Source organism: Methyloprofundus sedimenti, assembly GCF_002072955.1.
Classification (GTDB): domain Bacteria; phylum Pseudomonadota; class Gammaproteobacteria; order Methylococcales; family Methylomonadaceae; genus Methyloprofundus; species Methyloprofundus sedimenti.
Genome location: NZ_LPUF01000001.1, coordinates 781,814 through 802,441, shown reverse-complemented (window position 1 = coordinate 802,441; position 20,628 = coordinate 781,814). Strand labels below are relative to the sequence as shown.

Below are 20,628 nucleotides of genomic sequence, written 5' to 3'. Positions count from 1 at the left end.
ATTTTCACCTAAAAGGGTTCTTTAAAAGGCCTAAGATCTAATTCATGTGTCCATGCACTAGGGTGCTGGCAATGCATAGACCAGTAAGTTTCGGCTATAGCCTCCAAATTTAGCATACCCTCTTCGCCTTTGGATTGGTAATAATCAGGAAATTGTTGGGCAGCACGGTCACCATTAATCACACCATCTATAATAGCATGCACAACATGAATACCTGCGGGAGAAAATTCTCGCGCCAAGCCTTGCGCTAATGACCTTAATGCCGCTTTTGCCGATGCAAACGCTGTAAAAGGTGGTTTTGCTCTTAGAGAGGCGGTGGCACCGGTAAAAATAAGAGTGCCTTGTTTATTAGGTAGCATACACTCAATGACTTCTTTGCCAAATAAAAAAGCACCCAGACAATTTTGCTGCCATAGCCTGGTAAAAGTTTCTGCCTGAGTCTCTAAAATAGGCGCAGGAATATTGCTATCTACATTGTAGACAGCAAGTTCTAGTGCAGCACCATCAAAATGAATAACATCAAACAAATGGTTAATATCATATTCTTGCGTCGCATCAGCTACCACGGAAGTCGCTTGACCGCCATTTTCCACAATACGATTAACCACTTGAAGAAGTTTTTCTTCACTACGCCCCGCTATATAGACATGTAATCCTTTTGCAGCACAGTGTTTTGCCAATGTGGCACCCAAACCGCGTTCCGGTCCAACTCCAATAATAACCGCTGAAGGTTGCTGACTCATTACGTTGCCTGACCCGCTTCAGTTGCTGTAGGTACTTCAATTAAACCGCCGGTTTTAACATCATAAATATAACCATAAACCGGAATATCAGACGGTACTAAGGGATGCGACTTAATTCTGATAACGTCTTCAGTAACACTTATCGCCTGGTCTTTAATAGTAAGCCAGTTAATATATTTACCTTCTGTTGAACCTGGGCCTTCACAGCAATCGTGCCAGCCATCTGCATCAACTGACGCGGTTTTAAGGCTACTATTTAGCAGTTCAGTCATAATTTCACTAGTAAAGGTTTCCATGCCACAATCCGTGTGATGAATAACAAACCATTCGCGGGTACCTAAGAGTTTGTAAGAAATGACCAGAGAACGTATAGCATCATCACTGGCACGACCACCGGCATTACGAATAACATGCGCGTCACCTTCAGCAAGCCCCGCATATTTGGCGGGATCTAATCTGGCATCCATACAGGTTAGAATGGCAAATTGACGTCCTGGCGGCATCGGTAAATCAGCTTTATCAAAATCACTTCTATAGTTCCTGTTAGCACGTAAAACTTCAGTCAGTATTTTTGACATAATTAAATTCTTCCAAAGACAAGAGAAAAGTTATTAGCCGGCATGCTGATTTGTTCTTTTAATTCCAGCCCATGTTTCGCTGCAGCCGCTTTTAAATCAGCAACATCTTTTAACCCCCATTCAGGCACCCCAGCTGAACTTAAAGTCTGATGAAATTCCTGGTTTGATTCTGTTGAAAATTCACCTTCGACTTGAAAAGGCCCATAAATCAACAAAAAACCTTCATCACTCAGTAAGTGTTCCGCGCATTCCATCATGCCATCAGCAATAGAAATTGGCGCAACCTGAAAAATATTAATGCAGAAAATAGAAGCGAAAGAACCTTTCATTTCTTCATTAAACCAGGTTTCTGGCTTAGTTAAATCGAGATGAACCGGATCTGCGATATTGTCATTTCCATGCTCGCGGCTAAGGTTTTTGATATTATCAAAAACATCAACATCTCTGTCCGAGGGGTGAAAATGCAAATGCTCAAAATGTGGAGCAAAATAGTTGATATGCATACCGCTACCGCTGGCCATTTCCAGTACTCGGCCTGAATCTTTGGGTAACTTCTCTTTTAAGACCCCTAAGATAGGTTCACGGTTACGATTACCGGCCCACGCGACGTATTCACTTAAAGGATGTGGATCTAAAGGGGGTTTTTCAGTACTCATATAGGAACCTCGTTTATTAGTATTGTTTTTTTTATATTTTATAATCCATTTAGAACACTAACTGTAATTAATGCCAGCCTTCTATAAAGAAGGCAGCATATTCCATACCATTTAATTTTTCAATATAAAACAATAACTTATTATTTTTTATTTATCTATGTTGTGCAGTATTACTTCAAAAATTGAAATTCATATTCAAGAGCACCCTGCGCATATATCGTTCTCATCCCTGTTTAATGTCTATTGATTTTATGTAAACTTTTATTATCAAATTGATACATGCGAGTGAATAATTAGTGCAGGAGCTGTGTCAGTAGTAGTTGAAAATAGTACATTAACGACAGCTTGTTTTCTTAAGAAACGTATCAAATCGAGAGCACTAGAAATGTGCCCTGAATATTGAAAACTATAACTTAGATTATTTTAGGGCTTAAAATATATTGACTGTAACATTTCACTAACTTCAAGCAATCAAGGCAATATCTGTGTATCAGCAAATGTCCTTTCGACGAAGAAATGAGTTTAACCATCCAGAATTATGAGATATGACATCCAGTGTATTTGGCGGTATTACAGTGTGTTATTGGCTATGCCAGAAACTTCTCATTATCCACGGGAAAATATTAAAAAGTTGCTTTACAATATATTCTATGAACTCGCCTAAACCTGAATTACCAGAGATAAACAAAGAAGATCGCACACCGCTAGTCGATGTGTTATTGGAAATGCTTGCCTGGCAACAAAAGCAGATTGATGAGTTAGCACAAGAGATACTCAAGCTTAAAGGCGAAACCACAAAGCCTAAAATCAAACCGAGTACAATGGATAAGGAGGGTGCCCCAGGAAGTGATGACTCCTCATCAAAAAGGAAAAAAGGCCCAAGGCGCAGTAAAAAAGGCAACCTCAAAATAGATGAAACCCAAATTATTCAGCCGGATGAAATCCCAGAGGGTTCACGCTTTAAAGGGTATCAGGATCGTGTTATTCAGGATATTACCTTTCAAACTCATAACATTCGTTATCGTTTAGCAGAATATATAACGCCAGAGGGTCTTACGATTTTAGGTCAGCTTCCTGAAGACATTCAGGGAGGTAGTTTTGGTAAAAGCCTTATTGCCTTTATTCTCTATCAATACCATCACCAACATGTCACACAGCCATTACTACTGGAACAAATTCGTGATTTAGGCGTCGATATTTCGAGCGGTAAGCTCAGTTATATACTAACAGAAGATCTGGACGATTTTCATGCCGAAAAAGATGAATTACTGAAGACGGGATTATCCGTTTCTAAATATATTCATACAGATGATACTGGCGCACGGCATAAAGGGCAAAATGGCTATTGCACACATATTGGCAATGATTTTTTTGCCTGGTTCAGTAGTACAGAAAGTAAAAGCAGAATCAATTTTTTAAACTGTCTATCACAAGGCAAAACAACGCTTTATACATTGAACACAGGTGCCATTGAATACATGGCACAAAATAAGCTGTCTGTTGTAATCTTGGCGACACTGGAAAATATCAGTGTCTGCATTAACACGGCACCTGACGGGTGCGAATGGCTGGATCAGCAAGGCATCGTTAAACCTCGGCACAGAAAAATAGTCACGGAAGGTGCTTTGATGGGAGGGCTGCTAGACCAAGGCATTTCCTCTGACTTTTCAATTATCAGTGATGATGCAGGGCAGTTTAACGTCTTTGATCATGCCTTGTGCTGGATCCATGCCGAACGAGTGATTAATCGCCTGATTCCTTTAAATGACAGCCATACCAAGGCAGTAGATGACGCACGCGACCAGCTTTGGTCGATTTACCATGACCTGAAAGCTTATAAACTTAATCCTGTTACCGAACAGGCGAGCAGTATCAGGCAGCGCTTTCAAATCCTATGCAGTACCAAAACCTGTTACGAAACGCTTAACCAGGCCCTCGGGCGAATGGGGAAAAATCAACATGAACTCCTCCGTGTACTCGACAAACCCTACCTCCCACTTCATAACAATTTAAGCGAACGGGATATAAGGGATTACGTCAAGAAACGAAAAATCAGCGGGAGTACACGAAGTGATGCAGGGCGGAAAGCCCGTGATACTTTTGCCAGTCTCAAGAAGACCTGCCGAAAGCACGGCATGTCATTTTGGGGTTATTTAAAAAGTCGCTTACTGAAGTTAGAAGGGATTCCTCCGTTATCGGAAGTCATTCGTGCGGCCGCTGCCAGTGGATAATGAGAAGTTACCTATGCCAAAGCAAAAATAGCTAAGCGTATTTGCTCGGCCTGGTGACTGTTGTGAAGTTTATATTCACCACAGTCCTGAACTTGCACAATATAAAGCGGAATTGAGTATTGGGAAAATCTGAATTCAGGGTTATTTAATTAAATTTTTCACTAGAGTATTTTTTGAACGACGGACGCTAAAAATTCCAGCACATCTGTTTCCAGGCCAAATGAGCTCTGGTTAACAGAAGCATCCCACAGCTTAGATCGTGCTACTTGAGTTTGCTTGACTTTATGCGTCTTTTTCCGTTGCCCCTGCTCATGTAATAACTGCCCGCCTGCTTTCTTCCATTCCATCAAGTGCATGACTTCCCCGCTATCTAACCAAAGACCATGAAAGCGGCAGTTATCCACTATTACTCCGCTTTTGTGCGCAAAATTTTTACGATGCATAAACTCTCGACAGACAGGACATTTAATATATTTTACAACTTGTTTTTTATGATAGCGGTCTGCATTAATATTATCTAAATGTGCCAGATTAATTGAATTCACATGACTAACCGAATGATTTAGCAAAATATCCAACTCTCCCAAATCAAAAAACAAGCCTAAACAGTCGGCACAACGCTCAATAAACAGCTGCTCATCTAACTGCAATTGGATGGTTTGTAATGGTTTATTGCAATGTGGACACAACCGATCAGAGGCCTTTTTATGCGTCATGACATAAGGCTTTGACTGCAAATCTACATCATTGCGTACGCCGCAATATTGACAACGATTTGTATTTGCCAGCAGAGGGGCTGAGCAACTCTTACATCGTGCCATTACATGCTATCCAGAATTTCTTTTTTCTTAGCACTATACTCATCTTCTGATATTAATTCTGCCTGATACATTTTTTTTAATTGCGCTAGTTTTTGCATGAGCTCAGAACTGGAAGCATCCGTGTCAGCACTCGAACCATTATTAGCCGTAGAAAAGTTAGCTCCCATCGTTTGCGACATCATCTGCCCCATACCCATGCCGGCGCCCAGCCCCATACCTAACCCCGCTCCACCGCCTTCATTTCTTGCTGCTTCGCGCATTGCTTCCAATTGCTGTATACCTGTATAGTCTAACCCTACCGCCTCAGCAGCTTGTGCCTCTGCTGTTAAGTTTGCAATTCTGTTGATCCGCTTTAAAGTATCTTCATCAAAATCAGTACCTTCAATCCGAAAATCAGTAATTGCAAAACCCATTTTCAAAAATTCCTGCTTTAATTGAGCATCCATCCCTGCTGCAATTTCTTCACGATTAGCATCGATCTCAGCATAGGAATATCGACTTTCTGCCAGAAAATCAGTCAAGGGATGAACCAGGCGACTGGACATGACCTGGCGGAAATCCTCGATGTAAAAATTATTTTCAGCGCCCACGACATTAACAAAGAATGCTTTAGGATCATCAATACGATAACTGTAGTTTCCATAAGCAAGTAAAGTGACAGGAAATTTATATTTTGGATCATCGTACTTAATAGGTGAGCTCGTTCCCCATTTTTGATCCAGAATTTTTGTGCGCCTATAAAAATAAATATGCGCTTTATGCTCACTTTCAAAAAACTGCATAAACTTGCTAACTGTCGTCCAGAAAGGAATATTATCCGTTTTTAAATTAACCAGGCACGCCTCATTGAGTACGGTTTTCACTTTTCCTTCATAAACAAAAATACACCCTTGTCCAGAAGCAACAATTAATTTTGATGCATTCTTTAGCTCATCCCCATTACCCTGCCATTGCTGGAATAAAGCACCTTCAGCAGGTGCTTCCCATTGAATAACCGTACGTAATTGTCGTCTTATACCATCAAACAGTGCCATAAATGCTCCTTAAATTGCGCTATATTTAATAGCCAAGTTGATAATAAAGCATTTCAATTTTCCAGAAATCAACTGTGCTAGCTATTATTTAATAGCTGAATAATACCTGAAATAACCGTATCATAATGAATAATATTTGAATAAAGCAGGAAATGTCTATGCCTCTTAGAGCATTTAAAAACACCTTCCCACAACTAGGCGAGGGGACGTATATTGATGACAGTGCCGTTATTATTGGCGATGTTGTATTAGCAGATCATGTATCTGTATGGCCTACCGTTGTCATACGAGGCGATGTCGGCAGTGTGACAATTGGCGCAAGCACGAATATACAGGATGGTAGCGTGTTACATGTTTCTCATGCAGGGAAATTTGCCCAGGAGGAGGCGCCATTAAAAATAGGCCAAGGAGTCACCATAGGACACAGGGCGGTCGTACATGCTTGTACTGTGGGTAATTATTGCCTGATCGGTATCGGCGCCATTATTCTGGATAATGCCGTTTTAGAAGATTATGTGATGCTCGGAGCTGGCGCTTTAGTTCCGCCAGGAAAAGTTTTACAAAGCGGCTATCTTTATATCGGTTCACCCGCTAAAAAGACGCGTGCTTTAAGCGATAGCGAAAAAGAATTTCTGGAATATTCATCCGCACATTATGTCCTGCTAAAAAATGAATATTTAGGCAAGTAAGCAAAGCTTACTCACCTAGATTTTTAGCACACGCCTTATTATCTTTCCAGTAAGTCTATTTTATCTGGTTTGCCATTCCAGTCTTCAGCATCTGCTTCAGGCTCCTTGACATCAGTAATAACCGGCCAGATTTGAGATAATTCTGCATTAAGTTCGATAAACTGTTCCTGACCCTCTGGCAATTCATCTTCAGAAAAAATCGCTTCTGCAGGACATTCAGGCTCACACAGCGTGCAATCAATACATTCATCAGGATCAATAACCAAAAAATTAGGTCCTTCATGGAAGCAATCAACAGGACATACATCAACGCAATCCGTAAATTTACATTTGATGCAGTTTTCGGTAACTACAAAAGTCATACTAAAATACCTTTTATAAAATTCATTAAAAATTATGTGTTTAAACTGCGCCTGGGCAACACTTTAAACTATCCAAATAGATCATCCAGATACTAAATTAGCATAACATTCTATCAGAAAGAAATGGGAAATTGCACATTATTAGACGTGTTCTTTTGAAAAATTAAAAATGCCGCTTATAGAGCCAGCTTTACACCCATGGCAAATAATATTAAAGCTATCGCAATTCTCAACCAATGATCTGGAATATATCTACCAACCAAGCTGCCTAAATAAATCGCAGGGACTCCACCTGCCAACAAACCAACTAACAACTCGTAGTCTACTGAACCAAAATGCATATGCCCCATCCCCGCAATCGCGGTCAAGGGAACTGCATGGGCAATATCAGTACCGACAATTGCTACCGGTTTTTTACGCGGATAGAGTAAAAATAAAATAGCAGAACCAATTGCCCCGGCTCCCACTGAAGAAATGGTCACCAATATGCCTAAAGCAACACCTGAAAGTACCGTGAGATGAGGACGATATGCTTTAAGCAAGATAACAACTTTTGAATCTCCATGATAATGACTAACATAAGAAACCAGTTGTCCCTTAATTAAGATAATAAATGATGTGAGCACCAGCATAATGCTCAAGGTGAGCATCATTAATCGGTCAAAATTAAATCCGGCAGCCTTAATGTGTTCCAGCAAAACAACTGTAATAATAGAGCTAGGCACACTGCCCGCAGCCAATAAGCCTACAATTCTCCAATCTACTGTTTTATTTCTATGATGAAAAAAGATACCGCTACATTTAGTGATTGCCGCATATAAGAGATCGGTACCCACGGCGATTGTCGGAGCAATGCCAAAGCCCAGTACCAGTATCGGTGTCATTAATGAGCCACCACCAACACCTGTCAAACCAATCACAAAGCCGACTAAACTACCCGCTGCAATATGTATTAATTCAAAAGACAGGATAAAGGATACAACAACTTCTAAATATTCCATTTCTGCACTTATTTATTGGCTATCCAGCGCTGGCTAAAAAAACCTGCGTAGATGGCAATGACCATAACAATACCTTCAACTGAAAACAGCCCTAAACTTGCTACTGCCGGCCCCGGGCAATAACCGGTCATTCCCCACCCTATGCCAAAAAGTCCGGCGCCTAATAATAATGGCCTATTAATAATAACTTGTTTAGTCACATGAAAGCCAGAATCCAATAGCGGGGCAGAACGCTTTAAAATAAAATGAAAGCTTAGTATAGTCACCGCTAACGCACCGATCATAACAAAGGCCAGGCTTGGGTCCCAGTCTCCTGTTACATCCAGAAAATTCAACACTTTATTGGGATCAATCATTTGCGATAAAGCCAAACCTAAGCCAAAAATAATTCCCGCCAGTAATGCAATCAGATTGATTATCATTAAGCAACTCCTAGCAAGTGCTTAAGTATAAAAACGGTTATCATGCCGCTTAACATAAAAGTTATTGTTGCAGCAATCGATCTGAGCGAAAAAGTGGCAATACCACAAATACCATGCCCGCTAGTACATCCATTCCCCATTCTGGTACCAAAACCGACCAGGAAACCACCCAAAATAATTAGCAAGATCGGATAGCCAAGACGTAATTGCAAGCTATTATTAGTCAGTAACTGGAATATAAATGCACCGAGAATCAGTCCCATTAGAAATAAACCACGCCAGATTTCTTCCTTTTTAGGGGCGCTAAACATTCCATTCATAATTCCGCTGATGCCCGCCATACGGCCATTGAATAAAAGCAGCAAACTTACACTTAAACCAATTAATGCTCCTCCTGACAAAGCAGAAACAGGTGTAAAATTTTCCAAAGACTTACCCATTGAGATTAATTTAAAATTGCGTCATTATAAGGGCTTGAATGGCTTGGTAGCAAACACCTGTACTTGTTCCTCTTTATAAACTAACTAAAAAGCACTGCTATGTTTGAAATCGCTGAATTAGGACACACCGTCAGTAAAACTGACTACAATGAAAAAGTACCCACCTTACGCACGCAATTATTAACCATACAGCAGCAATTAAGCGCGTATAACTTTTCTGTCATTATTTTAATTTCAGGTGTTGATGGCGGAGGTAAAGGCGATGTTATTAATTTACTTAATGAATGGCTAGACCCTCGCTATATGCGCACAAATGCCTACGACTCTCCTAGTGATGAAGAACTCGAGCGCCCCAAATTCTGGCGATTCTGGCGTACCATGCCCGCAAAAGGCACAATAGGCATTTATGTTGGCTCATGGTATAGCGCCCCTATAGCTCTGCGTGTGCACAATGATATAACAGATACTGATTTACAGTTACAACTCACGCAAATCAAGCAATTAGAGCAAGAACTCGCTGACGACGGCACATTAATCATAAAATGCTGGTTACACTTAAAAAAAGAACAACAAAAAAAGCGCTTGAAACTACTGGAAAAGAACCCCGAAACAGCATGGCAAGTTACCGAACGAGATAAAAAACATCTAAAAATGTACGATGACTTTGCCAGTGTCGCTGAAACGGTATTAAAAGAAACCAGTAGCACACAAAACCCCTGGCGGATTATCGATGGCAGTGATATCCGCTACAGTAGTCTTACTGTAGGGCAACATGTTCTGGATAAAATTAAAGCACATATCGAAACGCATGAATTGATACAAAGCATGCCTCAACCAACTCAATCTCCACAGATCATTCATGGCAATCAACCTAAAATTTTAGATTCACTGGACCTCAGCCTGGAATTAGATAAAAAAGTATACAATGAACAATTAAACTTTTATCAAGGCAAGCTTAACAAGCTGGCAAGGCTTGCTCATCAGAAAAAGATTTCCAGTATCCTGGTTTTTGAAGGCTGGGACGCAGGCGGCAAGGGAGGAGCAATCCGGCGCCTCACGCATGCACTTGACGCCAGAAACTATCAGGTCATTTCCATTGCCGCCCCGACCGATGAAGAACGCGTACAACACTATTTATGGCGTTTTTGGCGACATATGCCGCGCGCCGGTCGTATCACCATTTATGACCGCAGCTGGTATGGTCGGGTGCTGGTCGAACGAGTTGAAGGTTTTGCCCGCGAACAGGAATGGACTCGTGCTTACTCTGAAATCACTAACCTCGAAGAAGCCTTAACTGATCACGGCATTGTTTTGTTAAAATTCTGGTTACATATCGATCCAGACGAACAATTACACCGCTTTAAACAACGCGAGCAAATCAGTTATAAACAACACAAAATCACTGAAGAGGACTACCGCAATCGCGACAAATGGGATGAGTATTCGCTTGCTGTCAATGATATGGTTGCCCGCACCAGCTCACAGACCACCCCATGGACTTTAGTTGAGGCAAATAACAAACGCTTTGCCCGAATCAAGGTTATCAAAACTTATTGTGAAGCACTGGAAAAATCTCTGGATTAACAATGTCTCATTCTCAACTAAACTGGCAGACGCTAGAAAAACCAGAACCGCTGCTAACGTATTGCTACACCACCCCTGCAGGTTCGCTGGCAATACAGATGCGAGGCAAGCTGTTATGCAAGCTGCAATGGCTTTTAGCGCCTCCACTAGAGGCTGAGAGGGGAGCCTCACCCACGGCACTCGAACAACAACTGAATCACTACTGGTTAACCGGTAAAATAGCCATCAGCACGGCTCTATTACAACAAGGCACCGAGTTTCAGCACAAAGTCTGGCGCGCGCTGAGCCTAATTCCTCTAGGACAGACCAGAACGTATGGTGAACTAGCCAAGGAATTAGATACCTCCCCCAGAGCATTAGCTAATGCCTGCCGCCAAAACCCGTTCCCGGTTATTATTCCTTGCCACCGGGTACTTGCCATGACAGGTATCGGTGGCTATGCCGGAGCAAGCACAGGAAAGCTGGTGAAAATAAAAGCAGCGCTTTTACAACATGAAAAAATGTTGATTCATGACATCTAAGCAGCTAATTGATGCCTTTATCGATGCCCTGTGGGTAGAAAACGGTCTAAGTAAAAACACCCTGAGCGCTTATGCCAGTGACTTACGTATTTTCAACAAAAGTTTAGCTAAAAAGCCTTTAAATCAGGCCAGCAATAGTGATATAGCCTTGTTTCTCAGCCAACGCTATGAGCAAGGCATTAGCTCGCGTTCTTCAGCTAGAATTTTATCTAGCCTGAGGCGCTTCTACACTTATTTGCAACGCGAAAATCATATTGACTCCGACCCTACCGCTTTAATAGATACTCCACGCATTGGGCGCCGGTTACCTGGGTCTTTATCTGAGCACGATGTTGAGTTACTGCTTAACGCTCCAGAACCTAGTTCGGTATTAGGCTCTCGCGACAAAGCCATGCTGGAAATGCTCTATGCAACTGGCTTGCGTGTCTCAGAGCTCGTCTCATTAACAACCCATCAGATTAATCTACGCATGGGGGTATTACGCATCACAGGCAAAGGCAATAAAGAACGCCTGACCCCCATTGGCGAACAAGCTATGGATTGCCTGGAAGAATATATGCAACATAGCCGCAAAGCGTTGTTGTCCGAGCGTCCCTGCAATGTTGTTTTTGTGACCAACAGGGGCACAGGCATGACGCGCCAGGCATTTTGGCATATCATCAAACGCTATGCAAAAAAGGCAGACATCAGCAAAGAGCTATCGCCACATACACTCCGCCATGCCTTTGCTACACACTTATTAAATCACGGCGCTGACTTACGCGTTGTACAACTCTTATTGGGTCATAGTGACTTGTCCACCACTCAAATTTATACCCATATCGCCAATGAGCGATTAAAAGATCTACATTCACACTATCATCCACGAGGCTAACATCTAAATGACGCAAAACATCCACCCTAGTGCCTATATCGCAGAACACGCCAGCATAGGCGAAAATGTTACTGTCGGCCCTTTTGCCGTTATCGAAAACCATACTCAAATTGGCGATAATTGTAAAATTGGACCCCATGCTGTCATCCGTCCCTACACTAAAATGGGTACAGGCAATACAGTACATCCCCATGTCGTGTTAGGCGACTTGCCACAAGACACCAGCTTTAAAGAAGAAACAATTTCCTGGCTGGAAATAGGCGACAATAACACGTTTAGAGAAGGCTTTACTGCACATAGAGCCTCGGAAGTAAATGGCATTACCCGCATCGGCTCAAACTGTTTTTTTATGAATAACAGTCATGTTGCCCATGATTGCCAGATAGGCAATCACACTATCTTTGCCAATAATGTGGCCATAGGCGGTTTTGTCCAAATTGGTGACAGAGTCTTTATGGGAGGCAGTGTTGTTGCTCACCAGTTTTGCCGAATCGGCTCTTATGCCATTGTTCAGGGTACAACAGGACTTAATAAAGATGTTATTCCCTTTTGTTTAATTGCAGGCTATCCAGCCAAACATTACCGTTTAAACACCTTAGGCTTAAAACGCGCCGGAATTACAGGCGATCGTTATAAAATCATTTCTAGCGCTTTTAGATTGCTTAGGCAAAATGCAAGTATTGAGCACCTTGAGAATACCGAAGAAATAAAATATTTAAAGCAATGGCTGGCCATCAAATCCAAACGCGGACTGCATGGATTTATGGAATTAGATCGGAAATAGAACTTGAATAGCCTTCAAACACTGCTTGAGTTCAAGGCCCATGATACAGGTATAGTTGACCTGCGGAAATTAGCTGTGAATTGCTGGGGAATCAGGAAAATCAATGAGTACAAGTATCGCTATAAAGTCAGACAACCTGATCTCACGGAAAATAACTTGATAGCCTGTAAGCTTAATGTAGGTTGGCGCTGAGGCACGAAGCCCAACAAATTCGGCGAAATATCCTGTTGGGCTTCGCAAGCTCAGCACCAACCTACGCATTTAAGTCTCACCTTATTATCTTGAAAAGTCAGTAAGCTTTTGATTTTATTAGACTGAGTTCCGGTGTTCTGAAAGTAGAAAAGATTAACCAGGAAAGTCACCAAAGAGATAATATTACAGAGCGCCCTCTGAGATTAACAGCGACAGACTTTAGAGTCAATAGCTTACACAGGTTGCTCAGTTCAAGACGCGTTGGGTAGAGAGGTTATTACAATTGCTGGAGCAGTTTTTAGTCGTGAACAATAAATAAACAAGGCTAAAAACTGCTTATACAATATATTTAATAAACTTGCCTGCCGGAAAAGAACAAGGCGATTTAGTGATACTTCGCACGGCCACGATTGCGGTTTTCTAGTGTTAGAACAGCACAACCGTCACCGCCCGGAGTATACCGTTGGTATTTATTCAATTTTTACAATACTGATTGCTTCAAGCCAGGCATCAGCGCCTTCATTATTGCCAACATGATATTGCAAAATAACTGAATAGGCATCTCCGGTATTTGTATGTGTTACTCGCGGAATCAAGACCTGCTGGTTTGCAGGGTTGTAGGTTGCGCGGTAAGCATCTAGCATTTCTTCAAGGTTTAGAGCGCCAATATCCGATAAAGTAAATTTTAGCGTATTGTTAGCGCTACGAGCCTCTTGAGCTTGTAAATTCAACGAAGCCTGAAATACTTGATCATTAACCCGCACTTTAGGAACCTCAAGTGCGCCCGTATTGGAGTCAAAAGTGGCAGAGCTTAAGGCTGCCGCGTCTGTTAATAACGGAGGAAGCCCGGTGCTAGTGATTTTTATAGCATATTGGTCGTCACTGTATGGAAAAACTTCAATATACTCTTCAGTGGTTGCATATACTTTTGCAATGTCTTCTGCATCCTTTCCTGCTGCTGGTGGTCCCGGCCGCTCTAAAACAACAGAACCTTCTCCACACGAGTCTGCACCGCCTGAATCACCTTTAAGAGGAGATGATATAGCAATAAAGTAATCTTTTGCGCCATCACCCACACCAATATCAACGGCGTTTAAAGTATCAAAGCAAGGATCTACGATACCTATCAAAGCACCATCAAAAAAGCCCTTTTTATAAGCCAGGTACATATGGTTTGATTCGCCCGCCACTGATTTGATAATGGGGGAACCAGTCAAATTTTTGTTAGTACCTGTTTCATCGACCCAACGATGCAAAGCAACTGTATCCGCTTCCTTGCCAGCGATTTCAGCGCTATCAAATACATAAAGTACCCAGCTTTTTTTACCAAAACAACTGGTGCCTACCGGGCAAACCTCCAGCGTAATAATCTCATTGCCCGCACTATTTAGATAGTACCAGTCTTTATCACCTGGCTCATGCAGATGGCCTTTGATATTTCTGCCTGAATTAAGCGGTGTGGCCTCTCCAGAACTGTCGTTAAATTCCACATCAACATTATCATAAGGTTCATCAAATGGATTCTCAAAAATAGTATTGCCATCTGCATCAACAGGGTTGCCGATAATTTGAACAATGAGTTTAGCTGTTGCACTTGCTCCTGCGTTGGTGAAATATTGGTAAATATATTCGTCTGTCACGACTTCACCGGCTTTTAATTTAATAACGCTGAATGATGTTTCATACAACTCATAAATGTAGCTACCGTTGGACTGTAATACAATGCGACCATATTCAGTGCTTGGCGGACTGGTAAGGACTACATAATCACCATTTGAATCGTTAAGGGTGACATCGCCTGCCAGTGATAAGGTCTTGTTGGAAATATAAGTTGCATGATCATCTCTTGCAATCAGTGTGTCAGAGCCACTAGGGTCGGCAGTGACATTAATCAGTAATATAGATGTATCTGTTTTGCCATCAATATCTGAAAGTGTATAGGGAAATGTTTCTGTGTCAGTTCCTGTAGCAGGTAAGTCTATATTAGTGGTACTCGGAAATAACTGATAGGTAAACTGACCGGATGTACCTGAGGCGTCAAGAAAGCCATATTTTCCTGTCGATGATCCAGTGAAATTGACTATGGTGCCATACCGGTCATTATCAATCACATTACCAGATACCGTCGGACGAGCATTAATGACCACAGAGGCTTGATCCGCATTCGCAATAGGCGTATTTGCTTGCGCAGGGTCAGGCTGGACATCTATGATAATCCAGGCAGTATCAGTGATGCCTTTTGCATTAGCTAAAGTATATTGAAAGCGCTCAATTCCGGGACCATCAACCGGCAAACTTTCATTACTCGTACTTGCGAAAAGTTGGTAGCTAAATGTTCCATCAGAGTTAAATGAGGTAATCGAGCCATATTGGCCGACCCATGAGCCGGGTAGCGTATAGATAGAACCATAAAGATCATTGATACTAGCATTACCGGTTGCCGTAGTAAGCGTGTTAACGACTGTAGAAATATAATCATCATTAGCGATAGGATGGGTAGGGTTACCTCGTACATCGATAATAATCCGGGCGTTAGCTGTTATCCCCTTGTCATTAGCATAAGTATAGGTAAAACTATCAATACCAACGCCGTCGGCTGGTAGACTGGCAATAGTGGTACTGTCATAAAGCGTGTAGGTAAATTCGCCCTCTGAGTTAAATGCAGTGATCGCACCGTATTGACCTAACCATGATTGATCAAGCGAGTAAATGCTGCCATAAAAATCATTGTTACTGACATTTCCGGTGGCAGTGGGATATAAGCCAATGACAGTAGAAATATAATCATCATTAGCGATAGGTGCTTTAGGCTGGACTGGATTGGCGCTTACTTCAATGGTTAGCCATGCCGAATCACTTAAACCTTGTGCATTGGAATAAATATATAAGAAGCGCTCCCTTGCGACTTCGCCAGCAGGTAATGTAAGGTCAGCGTCTTCAAAAAGAGTGTAAGTATATGCACCGGTTGCAGAAAAGGAAGTGATCGTACCATATAAACCGGTGCCGGAGTCATAGAGTGTAGCGATAGACCCGTAACGGTCATTGTCTGTTACATTACCTGTTGCCACTGTATGAAAACCTATTACGGCAGAATTAAAATCATCTTCAGCGATAGGTAAGGTTGTGTTAGAGCTGACATCTATAATTAGCCAGGCTGTGTCGCTTGAGCCCTGGGCATTTGAATAAGTGTATCTGAAACGGTCAATACCCACTCCATCAGCAGGCAGTTTGGTACTATCAGTGCCTTCGAAAAGTTCATAAGTATACTTGCCTTCCGAATCGAAAAAGGTGATCGATCCATATTTCCCCGTCCATGAGGTCTCGAGTGTAAAGATGCTGCCATAACGGTCATTAATTCCAACATTGCCTTCTGCAATAGTATATACGCCAGCAATAGTAGATATATAGTCATCATTTGCAATAGGCTGATTAGGATTAGGATTGACATCTATAACCAGCCATGCGGTAACCGTAAGGCCACTTTCATTTGCATAGGTATATTTGAAATGTTCGTTGGCAACGCCATTAGAAGGTAGTCTGAAATTGTCAGTACTCGCGTAAAGCTCGTAGGTATATTCACCGGTCGAAGAGAAAGAAGTAAGAAAGCCATATTGACCTACTTTTGAATCCAGGAGAAAGTAGTTGCTTCCATAATGATCATTAATACTAACATTGCCTGTTACAGATGTTGATACACCGACAATAGTGGAATCTCTGTCATCGTTGGCGATTGGTTTAGCAGGGTTTGCACTGATATCTATAAACAGCGTAGCGGTATCTGTAACGCCATTTTCGTTTGCATAAGTATAGGTAAAAACATCAGTCGCTACACCGCTAGCTGGCAAATTAGAGCTATTAGTGTTGACGTAAAGTTCGTAGGTATATGCACCTGTTGAAGTGAAAGAGGTAAGCAGACCATATTGTCCTGTTTTTGAACCATTTAATGTGAATATGCTTCCATTAAGATCATTATCCCCTACATTGCCTGTTGCGGATGTTAAAACGTTGACAACGGTAGAATTATAATCATCTTGAGCGACTGGAGGTTTGATCTGACTAGCTCGAACATCAATGATAAGCCATGCTGCATCAGAGTTTCCTGTTGCGTTTAGACAAGTATATTGAAAACGGTCAGTTCCAATACCGTTTGAAGGTAAGCTATCATTAGTAGTGCCATCAAAAAGCTCATAAGTATATTCACCATTTGAATCGAATGCGGTGATAAGCCCATAAGTACCGACCCATGACCCTCCCAAGGTAAAGCTAGTAGCGTAAAAATCATTAGCGCTAACGTCGCCGGATGCAGAAGTATTAGAAATCACTACTGTAGAATTATGATCATCATTGGCATCTGGAAAGCTATTGGCTGGTGCTGGATCTGTCTTAATGGGACCAGTATTCCCTCCAATACTCAAAGCACTGACATTAAATGAACTAAATAAAAGAAGCGCTGCTAATAGTGAGATGTGTTTTATATGCATAGAGAGAGATTGTCTAAAACCTTGCCGGCAATTAGTGTAGTCTGGAAGTTTAGTTTGTTTTTGTTTATAGTCAAGCGTTTTGCTTGTGCTTAGTCTTTTTTTAAAATTAAAAAATAATTTAAAATCAATCATCTAGATGTTTTGCTGTCGCATGGGTAATTATTGTTCTTTAGCTAAATCATTAATGATAAAATATTTGTGTGCGGGTTATGATCTCTGTGAGTATTAATACCCTTAAACTTGACTAAAGTCCGTTCTACGCGAGTCTGAATTAGTTGTCACACTTTTTACATGGGTATGGAGAACTTTGGGATATCTATTATAAACCGCATTAAACTTCATCCCTATTGCTTAAAACAAAGAGGACAAAATAATGATAAAAAAATCTTTAATCTCAGCTAGTTTAATAACTAGTATTGGCTTTGCTGGTTCTGCTTTTGCTTATAATGCAGGTAATGTCGAGACAACTTGTAAAGACCCTCAGTTTAAAACCTTTTCACCTGAGCATAAAGCAGAAGTTGACCCTGAATCCGAGATTTCTTTTACAGTTTCGGGGTATGCAGACCCGTCTACAATTAAGGCTGCTGCAAAAAATGTCCCTTTAGAGCTTAATATAGTTGATAAAAATAGTTTTTATGCTGTTTCAGCTAAGTTACCAGCATCGTTAACTGGAAAGTATGCGCGAATACATGTCAGTGCACATAATACTTCTGAATGCAAAGCTAAAGATGGCTGGTTAATTAAAATCAGAGATAAAGCGACAGTTTCAGAAGACGTTGCTACAGAAAATGCAGAGGAAACTCAATAGAGAATTTTATTTCCCTGTTGTTGCCATGCAATAAAAGGCCTAAGTGACTCTTTTAGCTCAATATGTTGCATAGTAATTATTCTTTTTTCCGCTGAAGCGGCAATTTCATTATAAATAAAGCTGTCGTCGAACCCGGCCAGTGCAGCATCATATCGGTTACAGGCAAAGTAAACCTGATTTAGGCGAGCCCAGTATATAGCACCCAGACACATGGGACAGGGCTCGCAACTACTGTAAAGCACACAATCAGTTAATCGAAATGTGTTTAATTCAGCGCATGCTTTACGGATTGCCAGTATTTCTGCATGGGCGGTAGGATCGTTGTTGCAGCTAACGCTATTACTACAGGCGGCAATGACTTTTTGATCCAGGCAGACGAGCGCACCAAACGGCCCGCCGTTACCGGCATGTACATTTCTTTCGGCCAGGTCTATTGCTTGTTGTAAAAAAACTGCATGCATGCAAATCTTAGCGTTATGCTATGACTATAAATCAAGAGGGTTGTCCGGGTTTACCCCCGGCATAAAGGGCAGGCGCCTGTCCTGATTGGTTATTTGATATACTTTTCCTAACCAATTATTAAACACCGCCTTTGCTGTATCTCGCCAGGTATTGTCTAAAAAAGGTTCAACTTCCTGATCAGGGAAAGAGGGAATAGGGAGCTGATTTTTTTGTGCAGCTTGCACTTGTTTGGCATACGCATGGAAAATAGCTTGTGCTTCAGAATTAAAATAATGCACTGGGACAGGAGGATATTCATCAATTTCCAGGTTAATAAAACGCATCACTTCGCGTTTATACTCTTTCAATAAGCTGATATCATCATATTCAGGGTGACCTTGAAAAAATACGATGCGAAAACCATCCGGGCTTACCGCCAGGTGGACACCGGCTTCAGAGCTGGTCACCAGAACTTTAACACTATGTTGTTGCAGGTCTTCTTGAAAGACTTCATTAAAGCGTGAATGCGGTACATCAAAACGGGTATTGATCTCAGCGGTTAATGGATGCTTTCTGTCTATCACTTTATGCGAATAAACTCCCCAGCGTTTGGTTGGTAAGCGGGTTCTTTCTATGCCATAGCAAAATTGAATTAATGCATGTGTTGCCAGGCAAGAACAAAGAATAGAAGTGACATTTTGCTTGGCCCACTCAAACACTTCCGTTAAAGGTTGCCAAAAGTCTTCTTCCTGCAGATGTTCATGCGTCACATTTGCGCCACTGATGATTAAGGCATCCAGGCCATCCTGTTTAAGCTGTTCAAAGGTTTCATAGTATTGACTGATGTGTGCTTGTGCTGTTTCACTTCTGGGCAAACCTTTAATTGTAAAAGGGTGTACATGAAACTGGGCGATTTGATTACAGGCGCCTACCAGTCGAAAAAACTGTCTCTCAGTCGCTTCCAATGCTGCGTCAGGCATTATATTAAGAAAGCCTATATGTAATTCGCGGATATGTTGATGGGTAGCACGGTCAGGATTAAGAATATCCTCACCTTCCTCTTTTAGGCGCTGGAATGTAGGTAATTGAGTGTGAGCAACTAGAGGCATAGCATTTATTTCGGTGTTTGCTCGGCTATCGCAGCCGCAATAAGCTGAATAAAGTCATCTTCGCTGCCTACCCTGGCGACATCGCATGCATCTAATGTATAGCCATATTTATCGGCAATCGCCTGATAGCGAGGTAAGCGAGACTTAAATAATTCAGGAAAAACCCAGCTGACAAATTCATCAGGCGGGAGAGTATTGGCATCAGTATAGTGGTGTTGCTGCATAAATTGCGCAAGCTTTTCATCCAGAAATGCTTCGCGATAATAAAGCGGTTTTGGCGAAGTTTTAGCACGATTGATAATTGTCTCATTCAATGCATCTGAGGTTTTGATGTAGATAATCAGCGTCTGTTGCGCCAGGTACTCCAACACTTCTTCACACTCTAATTCGCAAACACTGCCACCGGCATCATTAATAAAATTTTTATACGCGTAAATATCCTCCGCCTTATGAATAAATTCACCGACATCAAACATGGCTGCTATTTCAGCTTTATGATGTAAAGCTTGCCTGCGTTTAAATTCGTCAAGTGTCAAACCACCCTGGTCCTTATCACCTATTTTGCCTAAAAAGCTGGAAACAGGAGTAAGATTATCTACCGTAACGTTATTACAAATATAGATAGAATCAGAGAGTAGCAAGTCTCTTAAAAATGGCACTTCCATTGCCTGTTGTTTAATATTGTCCAGTATGGGTTCACCTAAGTATTTGGTACCAATACGGTAATCTCCGGAATAATGAAACCATTTTTCTCGGGGTAATTTGTTTGCCAGTGTTGTTTTTCCTGCGCCAGACATAGCTAATAGCGTAATGCTTTTGGAGTTCCATTGCAGGAACTCCTCGGAACTCATTTTCAT

20 protein-coding genes are annotated in these 20,628 nt (G+C 41.6%); 7 read left to right on the top strand and 13 right to left on the bottom strand.

The genetic code is table 11. The features are described 5' to 3' along the window. Nucleotides 1-8: 8 nt before the first annotated feature. Genes AU255_RS03475 through AU255_RS03465 form a run of 3 tightly spaced genes read right to left on the bottom strand, consistent with a single transcriptional unit; the run spans nucleotide 9 to nucleotide 1,977 of the window. The gene (locus AU255_RS03475) at nucleotides 9-743 is read right to left on the bottom strand and encodes an SDR family NAD(P)-dependent oxidoreductase (RefSeq protein ID WP_080521579.1); all 735 of its coding nucleotides are present in this window, start codon (nucleotides 741-743) and stop codon (nucleotides 9-11) included. Continuing rightward, on the bottom strand, nucleotides 743-1,321 hold the full coding sequence (locus tag AU255_RS03470; protein ID WP_080521578.1) for a beta-class carbonic anhydrase: 579 nt from the start codon (nucleotides 1,319-1,321) through the stop codon (nucleotides 743-745). Before AU255_RS03470 ends, AU255_RS03475 begins: the two co-directional genes overlap by 1 nt. A 2-nt stretch (nucleotides 1,322-1,323) precedes the next feature. Beyond that, nucleotides 1,324-1,977 carry a DUF938 domain-containing protein gene (locus AU255_RS03465; protein WP_080521577.1) on the bottom strand — a complete coding sequence of 218 codons (654 nt, stop codon included), beginning with the start codon at nucleotides 1,975-1,977 and terminating at the stop codon, nucleotides 1,324-1,326. Nucleotides 1,978-2,627: 650 nt separating this feature from the next. Between AU255_RS03465 and AU255_RS03460 the strand changes: the two genes are divergently transcribed. After that, on the top strand, nucleotides 2,628-4,208 hold the full coding sequence (locus AU255_RS03460; protein ID WP_080521576.1) for an IS66 family transposase: 1,581 nt from the start codon (nucleotides 2,628-2,630) through the stop codon (nucleotides 4,206-4,208). 161 nt (nucleotides 4,209-4,369) lie between these two features. On the opposite strand, the gene AU255_RS03455 is transcribed toward AU255_RS03460, so the two are convergent. After that, nucleotides 4,370-5,029, bottom strand: coding sequence for a TFIIB-type zinc ribbon-containing protein (locus tag AU255_RS03455; RefSeq protein WP_080521575.1), 660 nt, complete (start codon nucleotides 5,027-5,029; stop codon nucleotides 4,370-4,372). After that, complete coding sequence (locus AU255_RS03450) at nucleotides 5,029-6,063, bottom strand: SPFH domain-containing protein (RefSeq protein ID WP_080521574.1); 1,035 nt, start codon at nucleotides 6,061-6,063, stop codon at nucleotides 5,029-5,031. Before AU255_RS03450 ends, AU255_RS03455 begins: the two co-directional genes overlap by 1 nt. Before the next feature lie 158 nt (nucleotides 6,064-6,221). Between AU255_RS03450 and AU255_RS03445 the strand changes: the two genes are divergently transcribed. After that, nucleotides 6,222-6,752 (top strand): gamma carbonic anhydrase family protein, encoded by a 531-nt coding sequence (locus tag AU255_RS03445; RefSeq protein WP_080521573.1) that lies wholly within the window; start codon nucleotides 6,222-6,224, stop codon nucleotides 6,750-6,752. 38 nt (nucleotides 6,753-6,790) lie between these two features. Here AU255_RS03445 and fdxA read toward each other — a convergent pair whose 3' ends face one another. From fdxA to AU255_RS03425, 4 genes are all read right to left on the bottom strand, one after another. Beyond that, nucleotides 6,791-7,114 carry a ferredoxin FdxA gene (gene fdxA / locus AU255_RS03440; protein ID WP_080521572.1) on the bottom strand — a complete coding sequence of 108 codons (324 nt, stop codon included), beginning with the start codon at nucleotides 7,112-7,114 and terminating at the stop codon, nucleotides 6,791-6,793. 176 nt (nucleotides 7,115-7,290) lie between these two features. Next, complete coding sequence (locus AU255_RS03435) at nucleotides 7,291-8,115, bottom strand: sulfite exporter TauE/SafE family protein (RefSeq protein ID WP_080521571.1); 825 nt, start codon at nucleotides 8,113-8,115, stop codon at nucleotides 7,291-7,293. Nucleotides 8,116-8,123: 8 nt separating this feature from the next. After that, the gene (locus AU255_RS03430; protein ID WP_080521570.1) at nucleotides 8,124-8,537 is read right to left on the bottom strand and encodes a DUF6691 family protein; all 414 of its coding nucleotides are present in this window, start codon (nucleotides 8,535-8,537) and stop codon (nucleotides 8,124-8,126) included. After that, on the bottom strand, nucleotides 8,537-8,977 hold the full coding sequence (locus tag AU255_RS03425; RefSeq protein ID WP_233144540.1) for a YeeE/YedE family protein: 441 nt from the start codon (nucleotides 8,975-8,977) through the stop codon (nucleotides 8,537-8,539). Before AU255_RS03425 ends, AU255_RS03430 begins: the two co-directional genes overlap by 1 nt. A gap of 99 nt (nucleotides 8,978-9,076) precedes the next feature. Here AU255_RS03425 and pap point away from each other — a divergent pair, with 99 nt between their 5' ends. The 4 genes from pap to lpxA are packed head-to-tail and all read left to right on the top strand — an operon-like array spanning nucleotide 9,077 to nucleotide 12,740. After that, the gene (pap, locus tag AU255_RS03420) at nucleotides 9,077-10,561 is read left to right on the top strand and encodes a polyphosphate:AMP phosphotransferase (RefSeq protein WP_080521569.1); all 1,485 of its coding nucleotides are present in this window, start codon (nucleotides 9,077-9,079) and stop codon (nucleotides 10,559-10,561) included. 2 nt (nucleotides 10,562-10,563) lie between these two features. Next, nucleotides 10,564-11,082 (top strand): methylated-DNA--[protein]-cysteine S-methyltransferase, encoded by a 519-nt coding sequence (locus AU255_RS03415; RefSeq protein WP_198942528.1) that lies wholly within the window; start codon nucleotides 10,564-10,566, stop codon nucleotides 11,080-11,082. Then, nucleotides 11,072-11,956 (top strand): site-specific tyrosine recombinase XerD, encoded by an 885-nt coding sequence (xerD, locus tag AU255_RS03410; protein ID WP_080521568.1) that lies wholly within the window; start codon nucleotides 11,072-11,074, stop codon nucleotides 11,954-11,956. Before AU255_RS03415 ends, xerD begins: the two co-directional genes overlap by 11 nt. 7 nt (nucleotides 11,957-11,963) lie before the next feature. Continuing rightward, on the top strand, nucleotides 11,964-12,740 hold the full coding sequence (gene lpxA, locus AU255_RS03405) for an acyl-ACP--UDP-N-acetylglucosamine O-acyltransferase (protein ID WP_080521567.1): 777 nt from the start codon (nucleotides 11,964-11,966) through the stop codon (nucleotides 12,738-12,740). Nucleotides 12,741-13,402: 662 nt separating this feature from the next. Here lpxA and AU255_RS03400 read toward each other — a convergent pair. Beyond that, nucleotides 13,403-17,413, bottom strand: a complete 4,011-nt coding sequence (locus tag AU255_RS03400; RefSeq protein ID WP_158083040.1) for a VCBS domain-containing protein — start codon at nucleotides 17,411-17,413, stop codon at nucleotides 13,403-13,405. A 373-nt stretch (nucleotides 17,414-17,786) separates the two neighbouring features. On the opposite strand from AU255_RS03400, the gene AU255_RS03395 reads away from it, so the two are divergent. Continuing rightward, complete coding sequence (locus AU255_RS03395) at nucleotides 17,787-18,221, top strand: hypothetical protein (RefSeq protein WP_080521565.1); 435 nt, start codon at nucleotides 17,787-17,789, stop codon at nucleotides 18,219-18,221. Here the strand turns inward: AU255_RS03395 and AU255_RS03390 are convergent. From AU255_RS03390 to AU255_RS03380, 3 genes are read right to left on the bottom strand one after another with little or no spacing between them, the layout of a single operon-like run. Further along, complete coding sequence (locus AU255_RS03390; protein WP_080521564.1) at nucleotides 18,215-18,682, bottom strand: nucleoside deaminase; 468 nt, start codon at nucleotides 18,680-18,682, stop codon at nucleotides 18,215-18,217. The genes AU255_RS03395 and AU255_RS03390 overlap by 7 nt on opposite strands. Before the next feature lie 24 nt (nucleotides 18,683-18,706). Then, the gene (gene metA / locus AU255_RS03385) at nucleotides 18,707-19,771 is read right to left on the bottom strand and encodes a homoserine O-succinyltransferase MetA (protein ID WP_080521563.1); all 1,065 of its coding nucleotides are present in this window, start codon (nucleotides 19,769-19,771) and stop codon (nucleotides 18,707-18,709) included. Nucleotides 19,772-19,776: 5 nt separating this feature from the next. After that, nucleotides 19,777-20,628: an ATPase gene (locus tag AU255_RS03380; RefSeq protein WP_080521562.1), complete on the bottom strand. Its 852-nt coding sequence runs from the start codon at nucleotides 20,626-20,628 to the stop codon at nucleotides 19,777-19,779.